The 24,420-nt window shown below is 71.5% G+C and carries 19 protein-coding genes; 9 read left to right on the forward strand and 10 right to left on the reverse strand.

Going from position 1 to position 24,420, the window contains the following annotated elements; all coding sequences use genetic code 11:
• Positions 1-108: 108 nt before the first annotated feature.
• From JHW38_RS18820 to JHW38_RS18845, 6 genes are all read right to left on the reverse strand, one after another.
• Positions 109-2,670 carry a DNA topoisomerase I gene (locus tag JHW38_RS18820; RefSeq protein ID WP_207522845.1) on the reverse strand — a complete coding sequence of 854 codons (2,562 nt, stop codon included), beginning with the start codon at positions 2,668-2,670 and terminating at the stop codon, positions 109-111.
• 298 nt (positions 2,671-2,968) lie between these two features.
• Positions 2,969-4,063, reverse strand: a complete 1,095-nt coding sequence (locus JHW38_RS18825; RefSeq protein WP_207522846.1) for an RDD family protein — start codon at positions 4,061-4,063, stop codon at positions 2,969-2,971.
• A gap of 154 nt (positions 4,064-4,217) precedes the next feature.
• A complete protein-coding gene (locus JHW38_RS18830) occupies positions 4,218-5,183 on the reverse strand; it encodes a GYF domain-containing protein (RefSeq protein ID WP_207522847.1) in 966 nt (321 codons plus the stop codon).
• A gap of 393 nt (positions 5,184-5,576) precedes the next feature.
• Complete coding sequence (locus JHW38_RS18835) at positions 5,577-6,065, reverse strand: DUF494 family protein (RefSeq protein WP_207522848.1); 489 nt, start codon at positions 6,063-6,065, stop codon at positions 5,577-5,579.
• 88 nt (positions 6,066-6,153) lie between these two features.
• Positions 6,154-7,548, reverse strand: coding sequence for a DNA-processing protein DprA (dprA, locus tag JHW38_RS18840; protein WP_207522849.1), 1,395 nt, complete (start codon positions 7,546-7,548; stop codon positions 6,154-6,156).
• Between the two features lie 96 nt (positions 7,549-7,644).
• The gene (locus tag JHW38_RS18845) at positions 7,645-8,799 is read right to left on the reverse strand and encodes a LysM peptidoglycan-binding domain-containing protein (protein ID WP_207522850.1); all 1,155 of its coding nucleotides are present in this window, start codon (positions 8,797-8,799) and stop codon (positions 7,645-7,647) included.
• A gap of 171 nt (positions 8,800-8,970) precedes the next feature.
• Between JHW38_RS18845 and def the strand changes: the two genes are divergently transcribed.
• From def to JHW38_RS18870, 5 genes are all read left to right on the forward strand, one after another.
• Positions 8,971-9,483 (forward strand): peptide deformylase, encoded by a 513-nt coding sequence (gene def, locus JHW38_RS18850; protein ID WP_207522851.1) that lies wholly within the window; start codon positions 8,971-8,973, stop codon positions 9,481-9,483.
• 145 nt (positions 9,484-9,628) lie between these two features.
• The gene (gene fmt, locus JHW38_RS18855; protein WP_207522852.1) at positions 9,629-10,552 is read left to right on the forward strand and encodes a methionyl-tRNA formyltransferase; all 924 of its coding nucleotides are present in this window, start codon (positions 9,629-9,631) and stop codon (positions 10,550-10,552) included.
• A gap of 577 nt (positions 10,553-11,129) precedes the next feature.
• Positions 11,130-12,452, forward strand: coding sequence for a 16S rRNA (cytosine(967)-C(5))-methyltransferase RsmB (rsmB, locus tag JHW38_RS18860; protein WP_242691420.1), 1,323 nt, complete (start codon positions 11,130-11,132; stop codon positions 12,450-12,452).
• Between the two features lie 114 nt (positions 12,453-12,566).
• The gene (locus JHW38_RS18865; protein ID WP_207522854.1) at positions 12,567-14,333 is read left to right on the forward strand and encodes an ArnT family glycosyltransferase; all 1,767 of its coding nucleotides are present in this window, start codon (positions 12,567-12,569) and stop codon (positions 14,331-14,333) included.
• Positions 14,334-14,362: 29 nt separating this feature from the next.
• On the forward strand, positions 14,363-15,607 hold the full coding sequence (locus JHW38_RS18870) for an O-antigen ligase family protein (RefSeq protein WP_207522855.1): 1,245 nt from the start codon (positions 14,363-14,365) through the stop codon (positions 15,605-15,607).
• A gap of 21 nt (positions 15,608-15,628) precedes the next feature.
• Here JHW38_RS18870 and JHW38_RS18875 read toward each other — a convergent pair whose 3' ends face one another.
• Complete coding sequence (locus tag JHW38_RS18875) at positions 15,629-16,456, reverse strand: glycosyltransferase family 2 protein (protein ID WP_207526428.1); 828 nt, start codon at positions 16,454-16,456, stop codon at positions 15,629-15,631.
• A 165-nt stretch (positions 16,457-16,621) separates the two neighbouring features.
• On the opposite strand from JHW38_RS18875, the gene JHW38_RS18880 reads away from it, so the two are divergent.
• Positions 16,622-17,695: a CDP-glycerol glycerophosphotransferase family protein gene (locus tag JHW38_RS18880; protein WP_207522856.1), complete on the forward strand. Its 1,074-nt coding sequence runs from the start codon at positions 16,622-16,624 to the stop codon at positions 17,693-17,695.
• 159 nt (positions 17,696-17,854) lie between these two features.
• Here the strand turns inward: JHW38_RS18880 and JHW38_RS18885 are convergent, their stop codons facing one another.
• The 3 genes from JHW38_RS18885 to JHW38_RS18895 form a co-directional block, all read right to left on the reverse strand.
• A complete protein-coding gene (locus JHW38_RS18885; RefSeq protein WP_242691421.1) occupies positions 17,855-19,294 on the reverse strand; it encodes a PH domain-containing protein in 1,440 nt (479 codons plus the stop codon).
• An 83-nt stretch (positions 19,295-19,377) separates the two neighbouring features.
• Positions 19,378-20,043, reverse strand: coding sequence for a PH domain-containing protein (locus tag JHW38_RS18890; protein WP_207522858.1), 666 nt, complete (start codon positions 20,041-20,043; stop codon positions 19,378-19,380).
• A 159-nt stretch (positions 20,044-20,202) separates the two neighbouring features.
• Entirely contained in the window at positions 20,203-21,150 is a 948-nt protein-coding gene (locus JHW38_RS18895) for a lauroyl acyltransferase (protein ID WP_207522859.1), read from the reverse strand.
• Between the two features lie 130 nt (positions 21,151-21,280).
• Here JHW38_RS18895 and dtd point away from each other — a divergent pair, with 130 nt between their 5' ends.
• The 3 genes from dtd to JHW38_RS18910 all read left to right on the forward strand — a co-directional run bounded on the left by dtd (position 21,281) and on the right by JHW38_RS18910 (position 24,410).
• Positions 21,281-21,721 carry a D-aminoacyl-tRNA deacylase gene (gene dtd / locus JHW38_RS18900; protein WP_207522860.1) on the forward strand — a complete coding sequence of 147 codons (441 nt, stop codon included), beginning with the start codon at positions 21,281-21,283 and terminating at the stop codon, positions 21,719-21,721.
• Between the two features lie 96 nt (positions 21,722-21,817).
• A complete protein-coding gene (gene rpoD, locus JHW38_RS18905) occupies positions 21,818-23,686 on the forward strand; it encodes an RNA polymerase sigma factor RpoD (RefSeq protein ID WP_207522861.1) in 1,869 nt (622 codons plus the stop codon).
• 250 nt (positions 23,687-23,936) lie between these two features.
• Positions 23,937-24,410 (forward strand): hypothetical protein, encoded by a 474-nt coding sequence (locus JHW38_RS18910; protein WP_207522862.1) that lies wholly within the window; start codon positions 23,937-23,939, stop codon positions 24,408-24,410.
• The last annotated feature ends 10 nt before the right edge of the window (positions 24,411-24,420 follow it).

Consider the following 24,420-nt stretch of genomic DNA (forward strand, 5'->3'; position numbering starts at 1 on the left):
GACAAACCCATCCATCGCCCACGCAGCGCCCAAACAAAAAGCGGACGCCCGAAAGCGCCCGCTTCTGCATGCCCGCACCGCGCAACGCGCGGCGCGCGCGACCGCGGCTTACTTCTTCGCCGCAGCCTTCTTCGCCACTTTCTTGACCGCCTTCTTCGCCGGCGCCTTGGCCGCCGTCGTCTTCGCGGCCGCGGTCTTCGCAGCCGCGGTCTTCGCCGCGGCCTTCTTGACGACCTTCTTCGCCGCCTTCTTGGCCGGCGCCTTCTTCGCGACGGCCTTCTTGGCCGGCGCTTCGCCGTCGGCGCTCTTGGCCGCCTTCTTGGCCGCGGCCTTCTTCGCCGGTTCCTTCTTCGCCGCGGTCTTCTTGCCGAAGCGGCCGCGCACCGGCTTGCCGGTTTCCTCGAGCAGCTTGGTCACTTCCTCGAACGTCAGCGACGCCGGCTCGCGGTCCTTGGGGATGCGGCCGTTGAGCTTGCCGTCGCTGATGTACGGGCCGAAGCGGCCGTTGAGCACCTGGATGTCGCTGCCGTCGAACTGCTTGATGATGCGGTTGCGCGCGATCTCCTCCTTCTCCTCGATCAGGAACACCGCGCGCGCCAGGTCGATGGTGTACGGGTCGTCTTCCTTCTTCAGCGACGCGTAGGTGCTGCCGAGTTTGGCGAACGGGCCGAAGCGGCCGATGCCGACGCTGACTTCCTCGCCGTTGTGCTGGCCGAGCTTGCGCGGCAGCTTGAACAGCTCCAGCGACTCCTCCAGCGAAATGGTGTGCATGCTCTGGCCCGGACGCAGCGAGGCGAAGGTCGGCTTCTCCTCGTCCTCAGCGGTGCCGATCTGCGCGTACGGCCCGTAGCGGCCCAGGCGCACGCTGACCGGCTTGCCGCTCTTGGGATCGGTGCCGAGCTCGCGCGCGCCGGTGGCCTCGCTGCGATCGACCGATTCCTTCTTCTCCTCGACCAGCTTCTTGAACGGCTCCCAGAACCGCTCCATCAGCGGCACCCATTCCTCCTCGCCGCGCGACACCGCATCGAGCTCGTCCTCGAGCTTGGCGGTGAAGTCGTAATCGACGTAGCGGGTGAAATGGCCGGACAGGAACTTGGACACCGCGCGGCCGACGTCGGTCGGACGGAAGCGGCGGCTGTCGAGCTCGACGTACTTACGGAACAGCAGGGTCTGGATGATCGAGGCGTAGGTCGAGGGACGGCCGATGCCGTATTCCTCGAGCGTCTTCACCAGCGAGGCTTCCGAGTAGCGCGGCGGCGGCTCGGTGAAGTGCTGGTCGGCGTGGATACGGTCGAGCGGGATGCGGTCGCCGGTCTTCATCGCCGGCAGCTTGCGGCCTTCGTCTTCGTCCTCGGCGGCCTTGGCGTCCTTGCCTTCCTCGTACACGGCGAGGAAGCCCGGATCGACCACGGTGGTGCCCGAGGCGCGGAAGCTGTGCTCGGAACCGGCGGCCAGATCGACGCTGACGGTGTTGAGCGTGGCCGGCACCATCTGCGAGGCGACCGCGCGCTTCCAGATCAGCTCGTACAGACGCCGGCCGTCGTCGTCGAGGAAACGCGCGACCTGCGCCGGCGTGCGCAGCGCGGAGGTCGGACGGATCGCTTCGTGCGCCTCTTGCGCGTTCTTCGACTTGGTCTGGTAGGTGTTGGGCTTGTCCGGCAGCGCCTTGGTGCCGTAGTCGCGCGCGATCACGTCGCGGATCTCGGCCACCGCCTCCTGCGACAGGCTCACCGAGTCGGTACGCATATAGCTGATGAGGCCGACCGTGCCCTCGTCGCCGAGCGCCATGCCCTCGTACAGCTTCTGCGCCACGCGCATGGTCCGCGAGGTGGTGAAGCCGAGCTTGCGCGAGGCTTCCTGCTGCAGGGTCGAGGTGGTGAACGGCGCGGCCGGGCGGCGCTTGCGTTCCTTGCTGGTGACGTCGGTGACGTGCAGCGCGCCGTTGGCCGCGGCGACCAGGCGCTTGCGCGCGGCCTCGGCGGTCTCGCCGTCGGTGATGGTGAACTGTTCGAACTTCTTGCCGTCGAGCTTGTTGAGGCGGGCGGTGAAGGCCTGCTGCGGATGCGCGAGCTCGGCTTCGACGGTCCAGTACTCGCGCGCGACGAAGGCTTCGATCTCCTCCTCGCGCTCGACGATCATGCGCAGCGCCGGCGATTGCACGCGGCCGGCGGACAGGCCGCGCTGGACCTTGCGCCACAGCACCGGCGAGAGATTGAAGCCGACCAGGTAGTCGAGCGCGCGGCGCGCCTGCTGCGCGTCGACCAGCGGCGCGGCGATCGCGCGCGGCTGGTTCATCGCTTCCTTGATCGCGCGCGGGGTGATTTCGGTGAACACCACCCGCTGCAGCGGCTTGCCTTCGAGCAGGCCGCGCTCGCGCAGGATCTCGCCGATGTGCCAGCTGATCGCCTCGCCTTCGCGGTCCGGGTCGGTCGCCAGGAACAGGTGGTCGGCGCTCTTGGCGGCCTTGGCGATCGCGTCGACGTGTTTCTCGTTCTTCTCGATGACCGCGTATTCCATCGCGAAGTGGTTGTCCGGATCGACCGCGCCCTCTTTCGGCACCAGGTCGCGGACGTGGCCGTAGGAGGCCAGGACGGTGAAGTCCTTGCCGAGGTACTTGTTGATCGTCTTGGCCTTGGCGGGCGACTCGACGATGAGGAGGTTCTTGGCCATTGGGACTCCGCAGGGCCCGGGGCGGGGCGCTGCTCGACTGCTCTTTCTCGGTGGGGGCGGCGACGCTGGCCGGGGCCGGCGCGGCAGGGGGTTAAGAAGGCGACGCCCGCGACGTTCGGCCGCGGGCGTTCAGGTTTCCTTTTTCTAGTGGAATCACGAGGCGGCCGCGGCTGTCAAGCTGGACGATCCGGCCGGGGCCGGTTCGGGGGCCCTAAAGTGGCATCGAATTGCCTCAAGGGCACGTGACGAAGTGTGCCCCGTTCAGTTTCGCACGGCTGTGATCGCGGCCCGGCCACGCTCAGCGCATGCCCAAGGCGAAGATCGCGGCCATGAAGCCGACCACGCCGAGCCAGACCAGTCCGCCGAGGATCAGCACCACCCAGGTCACCGGGCCGAGGTCGCGGCGCTGGAAGTCGGCGCGGGCGGTGTAGGCCCAGCGGTCGACCACCTGGGTGCCGGCGATCAGGTCGTGCAGGCCGCGCTTGCGCTCGGTGAAGGCGGCCATCAGGTAGCCGACGCCGAAGCTCGCATAGCTGGCGAACGAGGACGCCCAGCGCGCGAACGCGCGGCCGCGGCTCAGGCGCGCGCCGCCGGCGTCGACGACCTTGATCCCGACCGCGAGCTTGCCCAGGGTGGCCTGCATCGACGAGGACTCCAGGCCGGCGTAGTAGCCGATGCTGATCAAGCCGTACACGCCGTAGCCGAGCACGATCATGACCGCCGACAGCACGCTGCTGTTCTCCAGCCACTGGCTGCTGTCGCCGAACAGGCCGAGCGCGAACACCAGCAGCATCAGCGCGGTGAACACGCTGTAGTAGGCGACGCCGACCAGGGTCGAATCGATCAGGTAGGCGGCGACGCGGCGCCAGAAGCCGCCCGGGACCACGTCCTGGCCCTGGACCACTTCGCTGTGTTCGGCGACCTCGGCGCGCGGGGCGCTGTAGGGCGAGTGCGGATCGGTCGCGGTCGGCGTGGCGGTGGCGGCGTCGGCGGTCGTGGCGGCGCCGCCGTCGGCATCGGCCTGCGCGGCGGCGGAGATGGCGGCTGCGCTCGGCGAGGGCAATGCGGCGGGCGCGGCACTGCTGCCTTCGGCCTGGGCGATCGCGGCCGCGACCGCCTGGGCGGTGCGCTCGGCGCTGGCCTGTTCGGCCGCGCCGGGATCGGCCGCGGCGGCGAAGCCCGGGGCGGCGACCAATTCGCCGGCCAGCTCGCGCCACGGCCGCCACTGGCTGAGGCCGTCGCGCCAGACCAGGGTGTCGGCGCGCAGCTCGCCGCGCTGGTGCAGCTCGATCATCCGCGCCGGTTCCAGCGGCCCGTGCCGGTTGCGCTCTTCGTCGCTGTAGTACCACTGAGCCATCGCGGCGTCCGTTTCCTCGTCTCGTTCGGCGGCCATGATGCCATCGCCGCGCTGGCCGATCATGGCGGTTGGCGCGGCGCGCCGCCGCGCCGTCGCGATGCGGCGGCGCATGGCGGCGCCGGGGTGGACTCGTGGCGGGCTTTGGGCGCCGCCGTCGACGCGCGCCGAACCCTCGGCGCGCGCCGTGCGCTCAGTTGCGGCAGGCCTGCGGCAGCAGCGAGGCGCGCTCGACGTCGGAACTGCAGGTCCACTGCGCGCTGGCCGGTTCGAACGACAGCCAGATCTTGCGGCCGTCCAGCTGCGGGCGGTTGAAGCCGCGCAGTTCCAGCTGGATCGCGCATTCGCCGCCGTCCTTGAGCCGGCCGAACTGGACCGAGGCGATCTGCGCGGACGCGTAGTCGGCCGCCGGGCGGAACCCGTCGCTGGCGTTGGTCGGACACTTCTGGTGCGCGGCGTAGTACTGCGCGACTTGCAGCTTGTAGTCGTTGCTGGCGGACAGCGCGCCGGTGAGTTTGGCGCGGTGGGTGTAGTCCTGGTACGCGGGTATCGCGATCGCGGCGAGGATGCCGATCACCGGCACCGCCAGCACCGCGAGCACGATCAGCGCGATCGCGCAGCCCGACATCCCGCGCTTGGGCGGCGGCGCGGACTGGCGGCGGGCGACATGGGCCGGGGCGTAGTCGGCCGGGCTGACGCTGCGTTGCGGCTGCGACGGGCCGGAAGCCGCGGGCGCGGACCCCGCAGCCGATGGCGCTGCGTTCGACGGTGCCGCGCTCGCCGGCGTTGCGTTCGGCTGCGCGGCGCTCGACCCGGTCGCATCCGACGCGGACGGCGACGGCGCGGACGGCTGCGGGCGCGGCGCCTCGGCCGCATCGAGCGCGGCGGTGAAGTCGGCGCGTCCGTGCGATGAGGGCGCGGCGGCGGGCGCGGGCGTGGCCGCAGGCGCGGCGGCGATGTCCAAAGGCAACGGCGGCGGCGTCGCGCCGAGCCCGAGTTCGTTTTCCAGGCGTTGCAGCGGCTGCCATTCGCGCAGCCCTTCGCGCCAGACCAAGGTGTCGCGCTGGATCCGGCCGGCGCGGAAATGCTCGCGCACGGCGTCCCCGTCGATCGGGCCGACCCGGCCCTGCGAAGGATCGTGGTAGTACCAGTTCGTCATTGCCGTTCCCCCCAAATCCGCGGCCGGCGTTGCGGCGGCCGCGGGCGTCCCTGTCATAGAAAGCGCCGCTGCGTCGAAGTCGCGTCAGCGTTGCGCAATGGCGCTGCGCGCGGCCACCCCGGCACGCGCGAGCCGCATGAAACTACCACGCAGCGCACAAAACGCCAGATGGCGCACAGCCGCGCAGGCCGCTCGGCGACGGATGGGCGCGAAGGCGGCGACCGACGGGTGCGCCGACTGCGTCGCGCGAGCGAGCGATACGGTTTCGGAGGGAAGGCCGCACGCGGACGGGCGCGGCGAACATCGCGGAAAGCGAAGCCCGGCACGGCGCTGCGGCCGTGCCGGCGGGGGACGCGACCGGGCCGCCCTGGGGCGGCGCCGGTCCGGCCGGGCTCAGTGCACCGGCTCGGGCTCGTCCTCGAACATCTGGGTTTCCATCCAGGCGTAAGCCGCCTCGGACCCGGGCTGGTTGAACAGCACCATCAGCACGACCCATTTGAGGTCGTCCAGGTCGAGTTCGTCCTGGTCCAGCGCCATCGCGCGGTCGAGCACCAGCTCGCGCTGGTCCGCGTCGAGGATGCCGTGTTGTTCCAGGAAAAGCAGGAAGCCGCGGCACTCGACATCGAGCTTGTCGAGTTCGGGCCCGAAGTAGATCCGGGTCGGTCCGCCCGCGCTCGGACGGCTGACGCTCGGCCGCTGCTGGGCCAGGGCGTCGAGCCATTCGATGGCTTTGTTGATCTCGGCGGGGCTGAAACCGGCCTGGCCCAGTTCTTCGAACAGCGGGCCGCTGCGGAGCGAATCGCGGTCGCGGACGAGGTCCGCATCCTCGGTGAAGTAGTGCTCGAACAGGTACAGCAGGACGTCCAGGATGCTCTCTTTCATTTCCCTCGGCCTGCGCCGCATGCGGCGCGGTGGGTCAGAACTTGCTGATTGGCCGGGTGAACCGCCGGTGTGCGGCACCGATACGAGTTCAGCGGTTGCGGAAGTAACGGCCGTGCTGCGCCGAAACGCGACCCTCAAGCTCCATGACCAGCAGCATGGAGGACAGTTCCGCGGTCGTCAATGCGGTACGGCGGACCAGTTCATCCATACCGGTAGGGTCGAATCCCAGCGCGTTCCACAAGGACTGGTAGTCCGGGTCGGCGAAATCGGGAGGATCGGAGTCTCCTGAGACGGGACTGGAATCATCCTGACCGGCGTGTATGACCGCCGCGTGGCCACTGTCAATGGGGGCGGCCAGGCGCCGGCGCAAGCCGTCGGCGAGCTCGGCCGCGACCGGGGCCAGCGCGGCGGCGACCTCGGCGGCGCTTTCGACCAGCCCGGCGCCCTCGCGGATCAGCCGGTGGCAGCCGCGCGCGAGCGGGTTGTGGATCGAGCCGGGCACGGCGAACACCTCGCGCCCGCATTCGGCGGCCAGGCGCGCGGTGATCAGGGCGCCGGAGCGCTCCGCCGCCTCGACCACCAGGGTGCCGAGGCTGAGCCCGGCGACGATGCGGTTGCGCGCCGGGAACTGCCCCGGACGGGCCGCGGTGCCGGGCGGGTATTCGCTGACCACCACGCCTTCGGCGGCGATGCGCGCGAGCAGGTCGGCGTGGCGGCGCGGGTAGGCGATGTCCGGCCCGGTGCCGAGCACGGCCACGGTGAGCCCGCCGGCGTCGAGCGCGGCGCGGTGCGCGGCGGCGTCGATGCCGGCGGCCAGGCCGCTGGTCACCGCCAGCCCGCTGCGCGCCAGGGCGCGGGCGAAATCGGCGGCGTTGCCGCTGCCGGCCGGAGTCGGCGAGCGGCTGCCGACCACCGCCACCGCCGGATGCCACAGCCGCGCCGCCTCGCCGGCCACGAACAGCGCCAGCGGCGGGCTCGGCGCGCGCCGCAGCAGGGCGGGGTAGTCCGGTTCGGTCCAGGCGATCAGCCGGTGGCCCGGCTGCGCCAGCCAGTCCAGCGCGCGCGGCCCGGCATCGCCGCACCAGCCGGCTTCGCGCCAGAACGCTTCGCCGGCCGGCGCGCGCAAGCGCTCGATCTGCTGCGGCGACAGCCCGGCTTCGTTCCACGCACGCGCGCCCGCGGCCAGCGCCGCGGCGGCGCTGCCGCAGGCCTCGAGCAGGGCGCGCCGCGGCGCGCTGGCGCCGCCGGCGGCGAGCAGGCGCAGCAGGGCGGGCGCGTCGGAGGCTGCGTCGGCCGCGACCTTGCGCGACCCCGCGCCGACGTCGCGCTCGCGGGCGGGCGCGGCGGGTGCGTGCGGATCGGCCCCGGGCGCGGCGGCCGCAGGCGCGGGCGTCCGCTCGGCGCGCGCCGCGCCGTCGCTGCGCCCGGACGGGCGCGAATCGGAGTTCGTGGAATTCGTGGCGGAAGCGTCGGCGTCGGGCATGCCCCAGCCTAGCCCGCAAACGACGACGGCGCCCGCAGGCGCCGTCGCGTGTATCGGTAGGGAAAGTCCGCGCCGCGGACTCCCGCTACGCCGGACTCAGTACGGCGAGTCCGGATGCTTGAGCTCGAAGCCGACCTTGGTCGGGCGCACGCCGTCCATGATCAGCGCGTAGCTGACCTTGTCGAAGGTGCGGAACACCATCGCGTGGCCGGCGAATTCGTCCGGCAGACGCACGCGCGAGTTCTTGCCGACGGTGTTCTCGTCGCGGTCCGGGCCGACCTTGACCCGATCCACCGCGCGGCTGCCCACGCGCCAGGTCGAGAACACGGTGCCGTTGTCGACGCCGTCGCGGGCGCCGACCGACAGCGCGATCACGTCGCGCGGGCCGCCGCTCTTGACCAGGTCGGCCACCGACAGCACCTGCGCGCGGCCGTAGTCGAACTGGGCCTTGGGCGGGTGCGGGAAGAACTGCAGGTCGTAGGGCTGGGCTTGGACCGGAATCAGGCGGTCGCCGACGCGGATTTCGCGGCCGGTGTCGTCGATCACCAGAGTCGAGGCCTGCATGCCGCCGACGGCGCCGCGGCTCAGGGTGCCGGTGGAGACCTGCATCAGCTCGTAGCCGAGCAGCTCGCGGCCCTTGTCCGGCACCACCACGTCGGTCCAGATCGCTTCGAAGTCGACCGTGCGCTTGCCGCGGAAGTCCAGATCGGCGGCGCGCATGATGTCGCAGCAGGCCACGCGGTCCAGGCGGGTGTAGCGCTGGGTCGGGCGGACCACGGCGTAGCGGGTGCCCGGGCTCGCCTCGGGCAGGCCCTTGATGTAGGCGACCTGGCCCTGGGTCACGCGCAGGCGGTCTTCTTCCAGGCCGACCACGTAGGGCAGGTCCTCGAACTTGTCGACCACGCGCAGGTTCTTCAGGAACGGTTCGATCTCGGCCAGCGGCACGCCGGTGACCGGCGCTTCCTGGCGCGGGCCCGGCTGGACCTGGGCCTGGGCCACGCGGTCCAGGTAGGCCAGCGAGATCACGTCGCCGGGATAGATGAGGTGCGGGTTCTTGATCTGCGGATTGGCCTGCCAGATTTCCGGCCACAGCCACGGCTTCTTGAGGAAGCGCGCCGAGATGTCCCAAAGGGTGTCGCCCCGTTTGACCACGTAGGTCGACGGGTGGTCGCCGCGCAATTCCGCCGCGATGGCGTAAGTGGCGACAGTCAGCAACGCGGCGGCGAAAACCGCGCGGATCGGTTTAAACATGGCGGCCATCTACCTGATTCCCCTTCCAGGTTTGCCCTTTGCGGGCACCCGGACTATAGCCCAGAAGTCGCGCAACACTATCAGGCATTCGCGGCCCGTGACGGCCTGGAATGGGGGTACAATGCAACGAAAACTTGCGTATGTGACCCACGCCCCCATTTTAGGTGCCCTATGGCCCTGTTACCCATCCTTGAGTTCCCCGACCCCCGACTGCGCACCAAAGCGGTCGCGGTCGATCCTGCGCGCGTGACCGAACCGGCGTTCCAGCAACTGCTCGACGACATGTTCCAGACCATGTACGAATGCCCCGGCATCGGCCTGGCCGCGAGCCAGGTCGACGTGCATCAGCGCTTCATGGTGATCGACGTGTCGGAGGAGAAGAACCAGCCGCTGGTCTTCGTCAATCCCGAAATCGTCGAGCGCGGCGGCGAGCAGGTGTATCAGGAAGGCTGCCTGTCGGTGCCCGGCATCTTCGCCGACGTCACCCGCGCCAACCAGATCACCGTGCGCGCGATCGGCCGCGACGGCCAGCCGTTCGAGCTGACCACCGACGGCCTGCTGGCGGTGTGCGTGCAGCACGAGATGGACCATCTCGAAGGCAAGCTGTTCGTCGACTACCTCTCGCCGCTCAAGCGCGAGATGGTGCGCAAGAAGCTGGCCAAGCAGAAGCGGCTGTCGGCGTAAGCCGGGATTCGAGATTCGGGATTCGGGATGGGGCGCGCGCCGCAAGGTGCGTGCCCTTGATCGTTTCAAGCCGGCCCGCGTCGATGCCCAGGCAACCGGTCGCTGTTGCGCCAATCCCGAATCCCCAATCCCGAATCCCGAACTCATGCGCATCGTCTTCGCCGGTACCCCCGAATTCGCCGTTCCCGCCCTGCGCGCCGCCGCGCAGTACAACGAAGTCGTGGCCGTCTACACCCAGCCCGACCGTCCGGCCGGGCGCGGGCGCGAGATGGCGCTGTCGCCGGTCAAGCGCGAGGCGCTGCTGCGCGGCATTCCGGTGCTGCAGCCGGAGAACTTCAAGCAGGCGGTTTCGCGCAAGGCGCTGCGCGCGCTGGAGCCGGACCTGATGATCGTGGTCGCCTACGGCCTGATCCTGCCGCAGTCGGTGCTCGACATTCCGGTGCACGGCTGCTGGAACCTGCACGCCTCGCTGCTGCCGCGCTGGCGCGGCGCCGCGCCGATCCAGCGCGCGATCGAGGCCGGCGACGACGAGACCGGCGTGTGTTTGATGCGCATGGAAAAAGGCCTCGACACCGGGCCGGTGCTGCTCGCCAACGACACCGAGATCGGCGCCAACGAAACCGGCGGCCAGTTGCACGACCGCCTCGCCGACATCGGCGCGCAGGTGCTGCGCGACGGCCTCGGCCTGCTGCGGGTGGGGCTGGTGCCGCAGCCGTATCCGCAGCCGGAGCAGGGCGTGACCTATGCGCACAAGCTCGACAAGGCCGAAGCGCGGCTGGACTGGAGCCGGCCGGCGAGCGAACTGGCCAACAAGGTGCGCGCGTTCAATCCCTGGCCGATGGCCGATGCGCTGCTGGCCGGCGAGCGCGTGCGCGTGCACGGCGCGGTCGCGCTGCCGCTGGCGCACGGCGCCGAACCGGGCACGGTGCTGCTGGCCGGACGCGACGGCATCGACGTGGCCTGCGGCGAAGGCGCGCTGCGCATCCGCGTGCTGCAACGCGAGGGCGGCAAGGCGATCACCGCCGCCGATTATTTGAACGGACGCCGCGATCTGGCGACGGTGCGCTGAGATGAGCGAGCGCCGCGAACCGCCGAAGCCCGACGCGCCGCGCGACGGCGATGCGCGCCCCACGGCCGGGCGGCTGCGCAAGCTGGATTCGCTCGACGCCGCGCGCTATGCGCCGGCGCCCGAGCGGCCCGCCGCCGCGGGCGGCGAGGGCGCGGCCGCGCCGCGGCGCAGCGGCGAGCAGGACCCGCTGCGCACGTCGGCGGCCCGGCGCGAGCGTCGCGAGCGCGCCGCAGCGCGCGCCGGCGCCGGTAGCGAGCGCGCCCCGCGCAGCGATGGCGCGCGTAGCAACGGCCCGCGTGGCGATAGCCCGCGCAGCAACGCCGCGCGTGGCGACGGCGCGCGCAGCGACTACGGCCCAGGCGCACGCGGCAGTGCTCCGCGCGGCGCCGCGCGCGGGCCGGGCCCGCGCGACGTAGCGTCGCGCAGCGGTGGCGAACGCCGCCGCGACGGCGCCGCACGCCCAGGCGCCGCACGCACCGACGCCAAGCCGCGTCCGCCCGGCGCACGCGGCCCGGGCCGCGAGCCCGGCGCCGATCCGTACGCGCGCTCCCGCAACGAACGCCCGGCCGCGCCGGCGCTGCCCGCCGACGACGGCCACCCCGGCGCGCGCGTGCGCGCGATCGCCGCGCGCACGCTCGACGCGGTGCTGCACCGCGGCCGCTCGCTCAAGGCCGAACTGGCCACGGCGCTGCCGGCGCTGGCCGATCCGCGCGACCGCGCCCTGGTCGAAGCGATCTGCTTCGCGGTGCTGCGCCAGCCCTTGCGCCTGGAAGCGGCCTTGACCGAATGGATGCCGCGCCCGCTGCCGCCGCGCGACAGCGAACTGCGCGCGCTGCTGCTGGCCGGCCTGGCCCAGCTCGATCCCTTGCGCTTGCCGGCGCACGCCGCGCTCGACGCCACCGTGCAGGCCGCGCGCCTGCTCGGCCGCGCGCATCAGGCCGGTCTGGTCAACGCGCTGCTGCGCCGCGCCCAGCGCGACGGCCTGCCGGCGGTCGATCCGCGCCATTCGCATTGGCCGAGCTGGTTGCGCGGCCTGCTGCGCAAGGATTGGCCCGAGCGGTACGACGACATCCTCGCGCAAAGCGCGCTGGAACCGCCGATGTGGCTGCGCGTCAACCGCGCCCAGGGCGGCCGCGAGGCCTACGCGCAGCGTCTGGCCGAGGCCGGCATCGCCGCGTCCGCGCCGGCCGACCTCACCGACGCGCTGAGGCTGGACGAACCGCAGGCGGTCGCCGCGCTGCCCGGCTTCGCCCAGGGCGCGGTGTCGGTGCAGGACGCCAGCGCCCAGCGCGCGGTCGAAGCGCTGGCGCCCGCGCCCGGCGCGCGCGTGCTCGACGCCTGCGCCGCGCCCGGCGGCAAGAGCGCGCACCTGCTCGAACGCGACGCCACGCTGCATCTGACCGCGCTCGACGTCGACGCCGCGCGCCTGCAGCGCGTGCGCGCGACCCTGGCGCGCGGCGGGTTCGATGCCGACAGCGAACGCCTGCAACTGCGCGCGGCCGACGCCGCCGACCTGGATGCGTGGTGGGACGGCGCGCCGTTCGACGCGGTGCTGCTGGATGCGCCGTGCTCGGCCACCGGCATCGTCCGCCGCCAGCCCGACGTGGTCCTGCACCGACGCGAGTCCGACATCGCCGCGCTTAGCCTCGTGCAGGCGCGGCTGTTGGACGCGCTGTGGCGCACGCTCGCGCCCGGCGGGGTCCTGGTCTACGCCACCTGCTCGATCCTCAAGGCCGAGAACGAAGACCAGGTGCGCGCCTTCCTGGCCCGCACCGCCGACGCGCGCATCGACGCGCTCGGCCCGGCCTTCGGCCACGACCGCGAGGTCGGCCGTCAGCGCCTGCCCGGCGAGGACGGCGGCGACGGCTTCTTCTACGCCCGCCTGCGCCGCGCCGGCTGAGCGCGCCCGGCGGCAGGCATCCGGCGCGCGCCGGATGAGCCGAAAGTGAGCGGCGGCGCAGTTGCGCAACGCGCCCTCTCCTCCCGTCACTTTCGCCTGCGTATCATTCCCCGCATGTTCAAGAACCCCTTGTCCCGCCACGCGTGGCTGTTCTGGATCGCCGCCTGGCTGGTGCTCGGAGCCGGCCTCGGCCTGCGCGATCCCTGGCCCGCCGACGAGCCGCGTTTCGCCCTGGTCGCCAAGCAGATGGTCGAATCCGGCCAGTGGCTGTTCCCGCACCGCGGCGTCGAGCTGTATTCGGACAAGCCGCCGCTGTTCATGTGGACCGAGGCGGTGTCCTACCTGATCACCGGCCACTGGCGCGTGGCGTTCCTGCTGCCGTCGCTGCTGGCCGCGCTGGGCACGCTGTGGTGCGTGGTCGATCTCGGCCGGCGCCTGTGGACGCCGCGCGTGGGCTACTACGCCGGCTGGGCGCTGCTGACCACGCTGCATTTCGCCTACCAGGCCAAGAAGGCGCAGATCGATCCGTCGGTGGTGTTCTGGATCACCTTCGCCAACTACGGCCTGCTGCGCCATCTGCTGACCGGGCCGGCGTGGCGCTGGTGGGCGCTGGGCTGGTTCGCCGCCGGCATCGGCGTCATCACCAAGGGCGTCGGCGCGATCGCGCTGCTGATGCTGTTGCCGCTGGCGCTGGCCGCGCTGCTGCGGCCGTTGCAGGCGCGCATGGCGCCCGACGGCTTCGGCGCGCGCGCGCTGGCCTGGGTGCGCATGCCGGTGCGCGCCGGCGCCGGCGATGCGCGCTTCTGGCTCGGGCCGCTGGCGTTCTTGTTCGCGATCGCGCTGTGGCTGGTGCCGATGGTGCTGGTCGCGACCCAGGCCGGCGATCCGAGCTATCAGGCCTATCTCAACGACATCCTGTTCCGCCAGACCGCGGGCCGCTACGCCAAGTCCTGGGACCATCCGCAGCCGGTCTGGTACCACCTCGGGGTGATGTTCTCGATGTGGCTGCCGCTGATGCTGGCGCTGCCGTGGGCTTGGCGCGCCTGGGGCCGGCGCCTGGGCCGGATCGATCCGCGCTATATCCTGCCGCTGGCGTGGTGGGTCCTGGTGCTGGTGTTCTTCTCGATCCCGCACGGCAAGCGCGACGTCTACATCCTGCCGGCGCTGCCGATGGCCTGCCTGATGTTCGCGCCGCTGCTGCCGGGACTGTTGCGCAAGGTCTGGCCGCGGCGGGTCGCGCTCGGCTTCACCGTGGTGTTGACCCTGGCCTTGCTCGGCGTCGGCCTGTCGATGTGGTTCGGCGATCCCAAGTTCGAGACCAAGCTGATCGCCGACCGCGGCTTCACCGACCACGGCCGCGCGCTCGCCGCCGGCGTGGTCGCGATCGGCGCCTGGGGCGTGGCCTGCCTGCTGTGGTCGGGCCGGCGCCGGCCCGAACGGGCGATGGTGGCGACGCTGTGCGGGCTGTGGGTGTGGTACGGGCTGCTGATCACGCCGGTGCTCAACGATTCCTCGTCCGCGCGCGGGGTCATGACCCGCGCCGCCGAACGCATCGGCGCCGACGCCGAACTCGGCCTGGTCGCGTGGAAGGAGCAGAACCTGCTGATGGCGCAGTCCAAGACCGTCAACTTCGGCTTCCGCATGGGCTGGCAGAAGCAGCTCGAGCTGGGCCTGGCGTGGCAGGCGCAGGCGCCCGGCAAGCGCTGGCTGTTCGTGCAGTCGCCGGCGCTGCCGGACTGCGTGGATCGCGCCCAGGCCGAGATGATCGGCCGCTCCAACCGGCGCGAATGGTGGCTGGTGCCGTACCCCGCGCGCGTCGCCTGTCCGGCCGCGCCGCCGTTGCCGCGCAACGAAGACGACCACGAGTACGACGGAGACTGATCGGGTTGAGCGCGTCCGCTTCGTCTGTCTTGCCCCCTGCGCCCGGCCCGGCCGGTCCGCGCGAGCGCTGGGCGCTGCGCCTGCTGCAGGCCGCGCTGTTCCTGTTGCCGGCGCTGTTGCTGTCCACGCCGTGGGGCCTGGGCCCGTTCGCGTTGCTGGCGTTGCTGGCGTTCGCGCTGAAGCCGTCGGCGTTCGCGCGCGCTTGGCGCGAAGCCGGACGCGAGACCCGCTGGCTGCTGGCGATGGCGCTGCTGGCCGCGGCGGTGGTGCTGTTCTCCAAATTCCATTTCGAGGTGCGCTGGCGCGAGGCCGACAACCGCTTGCGCCTGCTGACGGCGCCGTTCTTCGCGCTGCTGGTCTACGCCTGGCGGCCGTCGCGGCGCTGGCTGTGGCTCGGCGCGCTGGCCGGATTGGCCGGCGCGTTCGTGCTGGCGCTGTACCAGGTCGGCACCGGCACCGAGCGCGCGCTCGGCTGGACCGCCAACGCGATCGTGTTCGCCGACGCGCTGATCGCGCTGATCGTGCTGGCGGTGTTCGCGCGGCCGCCGGGCGAACTGCTGTGGACCGCGCTGGCCTGCGCGCTCGGCGTGGGCGCGGTGGTGCTCAGCGGCAGCCGCGGGGTGTGGCCGGCGTTGGCGATCGTGCTGCTGGTGGCGCTGGTGGTCAGCGGCGGGCGCGCGCGCAAGCTGTCGTGGGCGGTGCTGGCGGCGTTGGTGCTGATGGTGGCGGCGAGCCACTGGATCGCGCCGTTGGCGCAGCAGATCCGCCTGACCGAACTGGTCTCGGACATGGACCGGGTCAAGCGCGGCGGCGACCACGAATCCTCGCTCGGCGCGCGCATGACCCTGCTGGAACTGGCCGGCGAGAGCTTCGCCGAGCATCCGCTGACCGGGGTCGGCGTGGGCCGCTTCGAAACCGTGGTCATGGCGACGCCGCAATGCGCGCCGCCGGCGCCGCGGATCGGCTTCTGCAAGCTCGGCCACTCCCACAACGACGCGTTCGAGTGGGCCGCGACCATGGGCCTGCCGGGCTTGCTGGCGATCCTGGCGATCTATCTGGTGCCGCTGGCGCTGTTCGCGCGCCTGCTGCGCGCGCAAACCCACGGCCGCGCGCGCAGCAGCGCGCTGGGCGGTCTGGTGCTGGTGCTGGTGTACATCGCCTGCGGCCTGACCCAGTCGATGTTCGCCCACCAACTGATCGCGTCGTTCTACGCGGTCGCGGTCGGCGTGCTGTACGGCTTCGCCCTGCTCGAACGCGAAACCGGGCCGCAGTAGCCGCGCCGGCGCGGCGCGCGCTCAGGCCGCGCCGTCGTCCTTGCGCTCCGGCGCGGCCACCGGCTGGCCGTTGCCGAGCATCCACAGCATGATCGTCTTCTGCCGCACGTAGTTGGCGCGCACATAGGCGTAGACCAGCCCGTGCCAGCCGTCGCGGAAGCCGCCGCGCAGCAGGTAGCCGCGCCAGAACCGCCACGCCGGCGCCAGCACCAGCTTGGCCAGGGTCGCGCGCTTGCCGCGCGCGTGTTCGTGCTCGGCCATCATCCGCGCGTAGCGCTCGGTCTTGGCCAACTGCTGTTGCAGCGAGCGGTACGGGTAGTGGATCAGGTCGCCGCGCAGCGTCGCCACGGCGCCGTCGACGCTGGCGGCTTCGTGCACTTCGCGCTGGCCGCGCCAGCCGCCGCGGCGGCGGTCGAACAGGCGCAGCACGCGGTCGGGATAGGCGTTGCCGTGGCGCAGGAAACGGCCGAAATACTCCGACAGGCGGGCGAAGCGATAGCCGGCGGCGTCGGCGAAGCCGCGTTCGCGCGCGGCCAGGATCGCGGCGCGCAATTCGTCGCCGACGCGTTCGTCGGCGTCCAGGCACAGCACCCAGTCGTGCGCGGCCTGTTCGATCGCGAACTGCTTCTGGCTGCGGAAGCCGTCGAAGCGGCGTTGCAGCACGCGCGCGCCGGCGGCCTGGGCGAGGGCGACGGTGGCGTCGGTGGACTGCGAATCCACCACCACGATCTCGTCGCAGAACGCCAGCGAGGCCAGACAGTCGCCGATCCGGTCGGCTTCGTTGAAGGCGATGATGCAGGCCGACACGCGCGGGCGGGCGGCGGAATCGGTCGGCGCGGGCGGGGGCAGGTCGATGGCGGCGGTCCGGGCGGGGGCGGGCGGGGCTCAGGATACTCCGTGGGCTGGAGCCGGGAGTGAGCGCGCGGCAGTGCGAAGTGCGCGCTTTTCCCCGCTTCTCGCGCCTGCGCGCTCACGCTCCTCTAAACTCAGCGCTCGCACCGACCGGCTGCCGCCATGTCCGACTACCTGCTCTTCGCCACCGAACGCTACGCGCTGCCGATCCTGCAGCCGCTGGCGCAGGCGTTGCACGAAGCCGGCCACGTCGCCCACGCCTGGTTCGCCGACGGCGCCGCCGGTTCGGCGCTGCCGGCGCCGGTGCGCATGCTCGAGCCCGGCCGCGCGGGCCTGCGCGCGGCGGTCGCGCTGAAGCCGCGCGCGGTGTTCAGCGCGGCCAACTGGGTGCCGCCGTTCGTGGCCGGCGCCAAGGTCCAGCTGTTCCATGGCTTCAACGTGGAAAAGCGCGCCGACGCGCGCGGCCATTTCCGCGTGCGCGGCCTGTTCGACCTGTATTGCACCCAGGGCCCGGCGACCACCGCGCCGTTCCGCGAACTGGCCGCGCAGGCCGGCCATTTCGCCGTGGTCGAAACCGGCTGGCCCAAGCTCGATCCGCTGTTCCGCGACGACGACGGCGCGGCCGCGGCGTTGCGCGCGCCGGCCGGCGCGCGGCCGGTGGCGATGTTCGCTTCGACCTTCACCGAACGCTTGAGCGCGGCGCCGCACTTGTTCGAAGCGATCGCCGCGCAAGTCGCGCAAGGACAGCGTTATTGGCTGCTGACCCTGCACCCCAAGTGCGCGCCGGAGCTGTTCGAACGCTACCGCTCGCTGGCCGGCGCCAACGCGGCCTTCGTCGAAACCGAAGCGCTGATCGCCGCGCAGCGCGCCGCCGACGTGCTGGTCGCCGATACCACGTCGGTGGTGTCGGAGTTCGTGGTCCAGCGCAAGCCGGTGGTGACCTTCCGCAACCGCGCGCCGAAGCCGCACATGATCGATTTCGACGATCCGGCCGAACTGGAGGCGCGGCTGGCGCAGGCGTTCGCGCCGACGCCGCAGTTGCAGGCGGCGATCGATGCGTATGCCGAGGCGATCCATCCGTATCGCGACGGGCGCTCGTCGCAGCGGGTGATCGCGGCGACCGAGGATTTGCTGGCGGGGGCGTTGGGCAAGCTGCGCGCGAAGCCGGTGTCGGCGTGGCTGCGCGGGTTGCAGATCCGGCGCGAGCTCGGTTACTGGGGGCCGGGCGCTCGATAGCGTTGGCGTCGTTGTTTAGTTTTCGCGGTCGCAGCTTGCGCAGCTCCTACAGGGGCTGCGGCCGGTTTCGTATCCGACTGTAGGAGCTGCGCGAGCTGCGACCGCGCCAAGGCGATGACGACGAAGGCCGCGCCATAACGACGCAGTTTCCCGCCGCCCTCACCAACGCAACGGCCGCTTCGCCAACGACGCCGCCAATCGCTCGTACAAGCCCCGCGCCTCGTCGACCGGCAAAAACCGGATCCGCAGCGGCGGCCCCAGCGCGCCGGCGCCGGCGGTGTCCAGCCACAGCGTCGCGGTCCCGCAACGGCGGTCCAGCGGCGAGCGGGTGATCTGCAAGGCCTGCAGCTTGTCGAGTTCGGCGAAACGCCAGTAGCGCCGCCACCAGCCTTCGCGCACCGCGATCAGTTCGGCGTCCATCGCATAGCCCATGCGCCGCGCGCGGCGCTGCGCCTTGAACGCCGCCCACGGCAGCCACAGCAGCGCCAGCAGGCTCCACAGGCCCAGTTGCCAGTACCCCGCGAACACCGCCAACAGCGTCCACGGCAGGTCGGGCAGGAACAGCCGCCACCACACGGCCTTCGGCAGCGCGCGCCATTGCAGCGCGTCCCAGCGCGCGTGCGGCAGCAGATGCGCGATGAGCCCGTCGCACACCTGCGGCGCGGCGATCGGCGCCAGTTCCTTCAGCGCGCGGCCGTCCTCGTGTTCGTTCGCGCCGACCGTATCCACCGCCAGCCGGCGCCGCCGCAGCAGGCGATGCAGCACGCCTTCCTCAAGCGTCCAGGCCTGGATGCGCCGGCGCGGCACGGTGGTGCGCCAGCGCGCGAGCAGGCCGCGCTCGGCGGTCAGCCGGCGGCCCTGTTCGCTGAGTTCGAAGCCGTAGTAGCGCATCAGCGCCAAGGTCATCGACAGGCCCTTGAGCGCGGCGGCGACGAAGACGATGCCGGCGACCGCCAGCAGCGCGTAACCCGCGGCATCGAGGTGGTAGCCCTCGACCCGGCCGAACAGCCAGCGCGCGCCGCTGCGCAGCACCCGCTCGGGCACGCGGCCGTTGAAATCGGGCACGGTCTGCATCGCCGCGGCCAGGCCCGCGCCGACCAGGATCAGGCCGCCGTTGGAGACCAGTCCAAGCCGCAGCACCTCGGCCGGCGACAGCCGCAGCAGGCTCTCGGCGCGGTCTTCCGCGGCCTGCGCGGGGTCGGCGCCGCGGCGCCGGACCAGGGTTTCCAGGGCCAGCGCGTCGGCCAGCTTGAGCACCCGCATCTGCGCCTCGGGCTCCTTGCCGCCGGCCGATTCCAGGCGCACCTCGGCCACGCCGAACAGCCGGTGCAGCACGGTCTGGTGCAGGCCCACGTTCTGGATGCGCACGAACGGGATCACCCGCAGGCTGCGGTTGAGCAAGCCGCTGCGCACCACCAGGCCGTTGGCGCCGATGCCGTAGCGGTAGGTGAAGTACTGCCACAGCGAGAACAGCACCAGCACGCCGATGCCGATCAGCGAGTACAGCTCGTTGCGGTCGCCGCGGCCGAGGAAGATCAGGATCAGCAGCGGCACGACGTACTGGCGCAGGTGCTGGACCAGCACGAACAGCCACGACATCGGGTGCAGGCGGCGGTCGGCGACCGGTTCGCCGGCGGCGGCGAAACGCGCCGCGTCCGGGTCGCTGCCGTCGGCAGGCGCGCTCATCGGGCCTCGTCGTCTTCGAGGTCGAGCTGGCGGCCCAGGCGTTCGCGCAGGCGTTGGGCGTCGCCGGCGTCGAGGTGGTCGATGGCGACCGAGCTGTGGCGGGTGCCGGCGGTGTGCACCACCAGCGTCGCCAGCCGGCGCATGCGTTGCAGCGGGCCGTGTTTGAGGTCGAGGTGCTGGACCCGGGTCAGCGGCACGATGGTCTCGCGCTGCCAGGCCACGCCGCGGCGCACCGCGAAGCCGTGCGCGTCGAGCCGCCACAGGGTATTGCGGTAGCGGCGAAAGCCGATCCACATGCCGATGCCGGCGCCGAACAGCGCGCCGGCCAGGCCGCTGCCGACCGCGCCGTGGCGGCCGAAGGTCAGCACGCCGACGATCAATGCGGCGATCGCGAACACCACCGCCAGCGACAGGCTGATGTCGATCGTGCACAGCGGGATCGCGCGCGCGGGCAGGCGTTGCCAGCCGTGCTGCGGCGCCGGCAGGTCGCTGCCGTCGGCGCGGCGCGCTTGCTCCGGCGCGGGCGGCGTCTGCGGCGATGGCGCGGCGGCCTCGCGCTCGACGGCCTCCGCCGCGGCCTGCGGCTGCGTTTCGCCCGTCTGCGCGCCGGCGTCGGCGGGCGCGGGGCGTTCGGAATCGGAGCCGGGCGGTGTGGGCGTCATCGTGCGGACGTCATCGTGCTCAAAGGCGAGGTTCTTCCGCAGTGTAGCGGGGCGGCCGCGCGCGCGGCGCCGATGCAGCGGTTTGCCGAAACGGCCGCATCGCCGCGACCCGCGAGCGTCGCGATGCAGGCGCCGCGATGCGGGCGATGCCGCCGCGGCTCAGCGCCGGTCCGTCTCGATCGAACGATAAGGATTGTCGCGGCCGTCGCCGGACGGCCGCAGGGTGTAGCGCTTGTACGTCCACTGGTACTGCGCCGGATCGCGCCGGGCGATGCGCTCCACCGCCTGGTTCAGCGCGGCGCAGGCCAGCGCCGGGTCGGCGTCGGCGATGCCCGCGGGCGCCGCTTCGATGCGCAGGGCGAAGCCGGGGCCGTCGGGGTGCTGGTCGATGCGCTCGCAATAGCAGAACAGCACCGGCGCGCCGGTGCGTTCGGCGAGCCGGCCGAGCAGGGTCATGGTCAGCGCCTGGACGCCGAAGAACGGCGCGAACTCGCCGTCGCCGGCCTTGGGCTGCTGGTCCGGCAGGATCCCGACCACGCCGCCGGCGTTGAGCCGCTTCCACAACTGGCGCACCGCGGCGCCTTCGGCGCGCACCTGGGTCACGCGTTCGGCGTCGGTATCGGCCCGCACCAGGTTCAGGAACGCCTCGCCGACCGGCGATTCCGGCGGCTTGTACAGGATCGCCAGCGGCGTGCGCATCGCCAGCCACTGGTTCAGCAGCTCCCAGTTGCCGTAGTGCGGGGCGGCCACGATCAGGCCCTTGCCGGCGGCCAGGGCGGCGTCGAACAGCTCGGTGCCGTGCTGCTCGCGCAGCAGGCCCAGGTTCTCGCCGTGCGGGCGGGTCCACAGGCGCAGGGTCTCGACCGCCTGGCGCGCGGTGGTGCGCATGACCGCCTGCTGCCACTGCTCGCGCTGCGCCGGCAGCAGCTCGGGGTAGGCCAGGCCGAGGTTGACCCGGACCACCCGCGCCTCGCGCGCGTCGCGGCGTTGCCAGACCGCGGCGATGGCGTCGCCCAGGCGCCGCTGCCACGACCCCGGCAGGCGGCCGATCAGGCTGGCGAAGAAGTACAGGACACGGGCGGCGGCGCGGGCGCTGGCGGGGCTCATGCCGGCGAGTGTAGCCGCCGCGGCTGCGGCGCCGGCCCGTCGCGGCCGTCGCGCAGGCCGGCGAAGCGCGCCATAGCCGGCGCGTTGCCGGCAGTACACTGGCGATCCCTGAATTTCGAAGCGGTGCGCGATGCTCAGCCTGATCCAGCGGGTGACCGAGGCGCGGGTCACGGTCGACGGCGAAACGGTCGGGGCGATCGGCCCCGGGCTGCTGGCCCTGGTCGGGATCGAGCCCGGCGACGGCGAGGCGCAGATCGCGCGGATGGCCGAACGGCTGCTCGGATACCGTGTATTCGCCGATGAGGCCGGCCGCATGAACCGCGGCCTGGCCGACACCGGCGGCGGGCTGTTGCTGGTCAGCCAATTCACCTTGGCGGCCGACACCGCCAGCGGCATGCGTCCGGGCTTCAGCACCGCGGCCGCGCCGGCGCTGGCTGAACCGCTATTCAACCGTTTGGTCGAAACCTGCCGGCAACGGCATACGGGAGGACTGGAAACCGGCCGGTTCGGCGCCCATATGGTCGTCAGCCTGGTCAACGACGGCCCGGTCACCTTCCTGCTCCGGTCCTGATCCAGCGTCGTCCCCCGTGGCCCAGCCCGGGCCGCGACCGCCGGACCTGCTATACTGGAGCGTTCCCCTACCCTCATTAGCGCGGTGGCGCAGCCCATGGCCAACGAACGTCAGCCCCCTCCGTCCGACATCAAGCTCCTGATCTCCAAGGGCTTGGAGCAGGGCTATCTGACCTATGCCGAGGTCAACGATCACCTGCCCGACGATCTGGTCGACGCCGAACAGATCGAAGACATCATCGGCATGATCAACGGCATGGGCATCGAGGTGCACGAAGTCGCGCCCGATGCCGAAACGCTGTTGCTCGCCGACGGCAACACCGGTAACCGCGAAGTCGACGACACCGCCGCCGAAGAAGCCGCGGCGGCGCTGACCGCGCTCGACGGCGAAGGCGGCCGCACCACCGATCCCGTGCGCATGTACATGCGCGAGATGGGCACGGTCGAGCTGCTGACCCGCGAAGGCGAAATCGCCATCGCCAAGCGCATCGAGGAGGGCCTGAACCAGGTCCAGGCCTCGCTCGCGCTGTTCCCGGGCACGATCCAGCTGATCCTGGAAGACTACGAGCTGCACAAGGCCGGCAAGAAGCGCCTGGCCGAGATCGTGGTCGGCTTCAACGACCATCTCGACGAAGAGCCCGAACCGGCCGCGCCGCCGGCGCCGGCGGTCGACGCCGCCGATGCCGAGTCCGACGAGGACGAGGACGAGGAAGCCGCCGGCGGCGACGAAGACGCCGAGGAGACCGCGTCCGGTCCCGATCCGGTCGAAGTCGCCTCGCGCATGGAGGCCATCGCCGACCTGCACGGCAAGTTCCTCAAGGCGCACGCCAAGTACGGTTCGGCGCACAAGAACGCGACCAAGCTGCGCGAAGAGATCGCCGCGGTGTTCATCACCCTCAAGCTGCCGCTGGCCCTGACCGACACGCTGATGCGCAACCTGCGCGAAGCGGTCGGCTCGATCAAGGACCGCGAGCGCAAGATCCTCGATCTGGCGACCCGCGTGGCCAAGATGCCGCGCAAGGACTTCATCCGCGCCTGGGAAGGCAACCAGACCAATCTGGAATGGGTCGACGAACTGCTCAAGCGCAAGCAGAAGTGGTCGTCGGGCCTGCGCGACGTCAAGGACCAGATCGTGGCCGAACAGCAGGCCACCATCGAAGTCGAGACCCGCTCGCTGCTGACCCTGGAAGAACTCAAGGAAATCAGCCGCGCGGTCGCCTACGGCGAAGCCAAGGCGCGCAAGGCTAAGAAGGAGATGGTCGAGGCCAACCTGCGCCTGGTGATCTCCATCGCCAAGAAGTACACCAACCGCGGCCTGCAGTTCCTCGACCTGATCCAGGAAGGCAACATCGGTCTGATGAAGGCGGTCGACAAGTTCGAATTCCGCCGCGGCTTCAAGTTCTCGACCTACGCCACGTGGTGGATCCGTCAGGCCATCACCCGTTCGATCGCCGATCAGGCGCGCACCATCCGCATCCCGGTGCACATGATCGAAACGATCAACAAGCTCAACCGCATCAGCCGCCAGATGCTGCAGCAGTACGGCCGCGAAGCGACGCCGGAAGAGCTGGCGAAAGAAATGGACATGCCGGAGGACAAGATCCGGAAGGTCATGAAGATCGCCAAGGAGCCCATCTCGATGGAGACTCCGATCGGCGACGACGAGGACTCGCATCTGGGCGACTTCATCGAGGACACCAACGTGGAGTCCCCGGTGGAAGCGACCACCAACATCAACCTCTCCGAGACGGTCCGCGACGTGCTCGCCGGCCTGACCCCGCGCGAGGCCAAGGTGTTGCGCATGCGCTTCGGCATCGACATGAACACCGATCACACGCTGGAAGAAGTCGGCAAGCAGTTCGACGTGACCCGCGAGCGCATCCGTCAGATCGAAGCCAAGGCGCTGCGCAAGCTGCGTCATCCGAGCCGTTCGGAACAGCTGCGCAGCTTCCTCGATATCGACTGATCCGTTAGGTCGCGCAACGTACACGCAACAGGCCCCGCTCGCGGGGCCTGTTGCGTTTTGGCACCGGCCCCTAGGCCGGCATATGCATTCGAAATGCATGGCTGACGCATGCGCGGTGCCGATAGCGCCGCCGACGCATCGATGGCGCCGCGGCGCAGGTGCCGCTGCGCAGCGTTCGCGCTAGGCTGGGCGCCGATATCCGTGCGCGGCGCTGCGGCGCCCGCTTGCGAACGGCCGCGGAGGCGAGCGAATGGAGTCGAACAACCCGTACGAAGCGCCGGCGAGCTTCGCCGTCGACGCGCAGCGCGACACGACCCGCCCCTTGTTCCGCACTGGCGCGATCTACATCGCGACCTTCATGGGCTCGACCCTGGCCGGCGGCTGGGTGCTGGCGATGAACCACGAGGCGCTGGGCCAGCCCGGGTTGGCGCGCAAGGCGCGCTGGTCGGGCCTGGTCGCCTCGCTCGCGCTGATGGCGCTGTCGTTTCTGCTGCCCTGGCAGATCCCCGGCGTCGCCTATCTGGTTCCGCAATTGCTGGCGGTCAGCCAGTGGCTGAAGAAAACGCCGCAAGGCGACGCGATCGCCGTGCGCCTCGCGGCCGGCCTGCCGATGCGCTCGAACTGGGCCGCGGCCGGCATCGGCTTGCTGTGCGGGCTGGCTCAGCTGGCGGCGCTCGGGCTCATCGCGCTGACGGCGATCTACGGGTTCGGCGTGGAGCTCTGACGCCGCTGCG

The organism is Lysobacter enzymogenes, assembly GCF_017355525.1.
Classification (GTDB): domain Bacteria; phylum Pseudomonadota; class Gammaproteobacteria; order Xanthomonadales; family Xanthomonadaceae; genus Lysobacter; species Lysobacter enzymogenes_C.

What these genes read in the sequence shown, in the direction of transcription:
- def (WP_207522851.1), top strand. Translation starts at nt 8,971, where the DNA reads ATGGCCCTGTTACCCATCCTTGAGTTCCCCGACCCCCGACTGCGCACC.
- rpoD (WP_207522861.1), top strand. Translation starts at nt 21,818, where the DNA reads ATGGCCAACGAACGTCAGCCCCCTCCGTCCGACATCAAGCTCCTGATC.
- JHW38_RS18830 (WP_207522847.1), bottom strand. Translation starts at nt 5,183, where the DNA reads ATGACGAACTGGTACTACCACGATCCTTCGCAGGGCCGGGTCGGCCCG.
- JHW38_RS18845 (WP_207522850.1), bottom strand. Translation starts at nt 8,799, where the DNA reads ATGTTTAAACCGATCCGCGCGGTTTTCGCCGCCGCGTTGCTGACTGTC.
- dprA (WP_207522849.1), bottom strand. Translation starts at nt 7,548, where the DNA reads ATGCCCGACGCCGACGCTTCCGCCACGAATTCCACGAACTCCGATTCG.
- JHW38_RS18890 (WP_207522858.1), bottom strand. Translation starts at nt 20,043, where the DNA reads ATGACGCCCACACCGCCCGGCTCCGATTCCGAACGCCCCGCGCCCGCC.
- JHW38_RS18880 (WP_207522856.1), top strand. Translation starts at nt 16,622, where the DNA reads ATGTCCGACTACCTGCTCTTCGCCACCGAACGCTACGCGCTGCCGATC.
- JHW38_RS18910 (WP_207522862.1), top strand. Translation starts at nt 23,937, where the DNA reads ATGGAGTCGAACAACCCGTACGAAGCGCCGGCGAGCTTCGCCGTCGAC.
- JHW38_RS18825 (WP_207522846.1), bottom strand. Translation starts at nt 4,063, where the DNA reads ATGGCCGCCGAACGAGACGAGGAAACGGACGCCGCGATGGCTCAGTGG.
- JHW38_RS18820 (WP_207522845.1), bottom strand. Translation starts at nt 2,670, where the DNA reads ATGGCCAAGAACCTCCTCATCGTCGAGTCGCCCGCCAAGGCCAAGACG.
- dtd (WP_207522860.1), top strand. Translation starts at nt 21,281, where the DNA reads ATGCTCAGCCTGATCCAGCGGGTGACCGAGGCGCGGGTCACGGTCGAC.
- JHW38_RS18885 (WP_242691421.1), bottom strand. Translation starts at nt 19,294, where the DNA reads ATGTCGTGGCTGTTCGTGCTGGTCCAGCACCTGCGCCAGTACGTCGTG.
- JHW38_RS18895 (WP_207522859.1), bottom strand. Translation starts at nt 21,150, where the DNA reads ATGAGCCCCGCCAGCGCCCGCGCCGCCGCCCGTGTCCTGTACTTCTTC.
- fmt (WP_207522852.1), top strand. Translation starts at nt 9,629, where the DNA reads ATGCGCATCGTCTTCGCCGGTACCCCCGAATTCGCCGTTCCCGCCCTG.
- JHW38_RS18835 (WP_207522848.1), bottom strand. Translation starts at nt 6,065, where the DNA reads ATGAAAGAGAGCATCCTGGACGTCCTGCTGTACCTGTTCGAGCACTAC.
- JHW38_RS18865 (WP_207522854.1), top strand. Translation starts at nt 12,567, where the DNA reads ATGTTCAAGAACCCCTTGTCCCGCCACGCGTGGCTGTTCTGGATCGCC.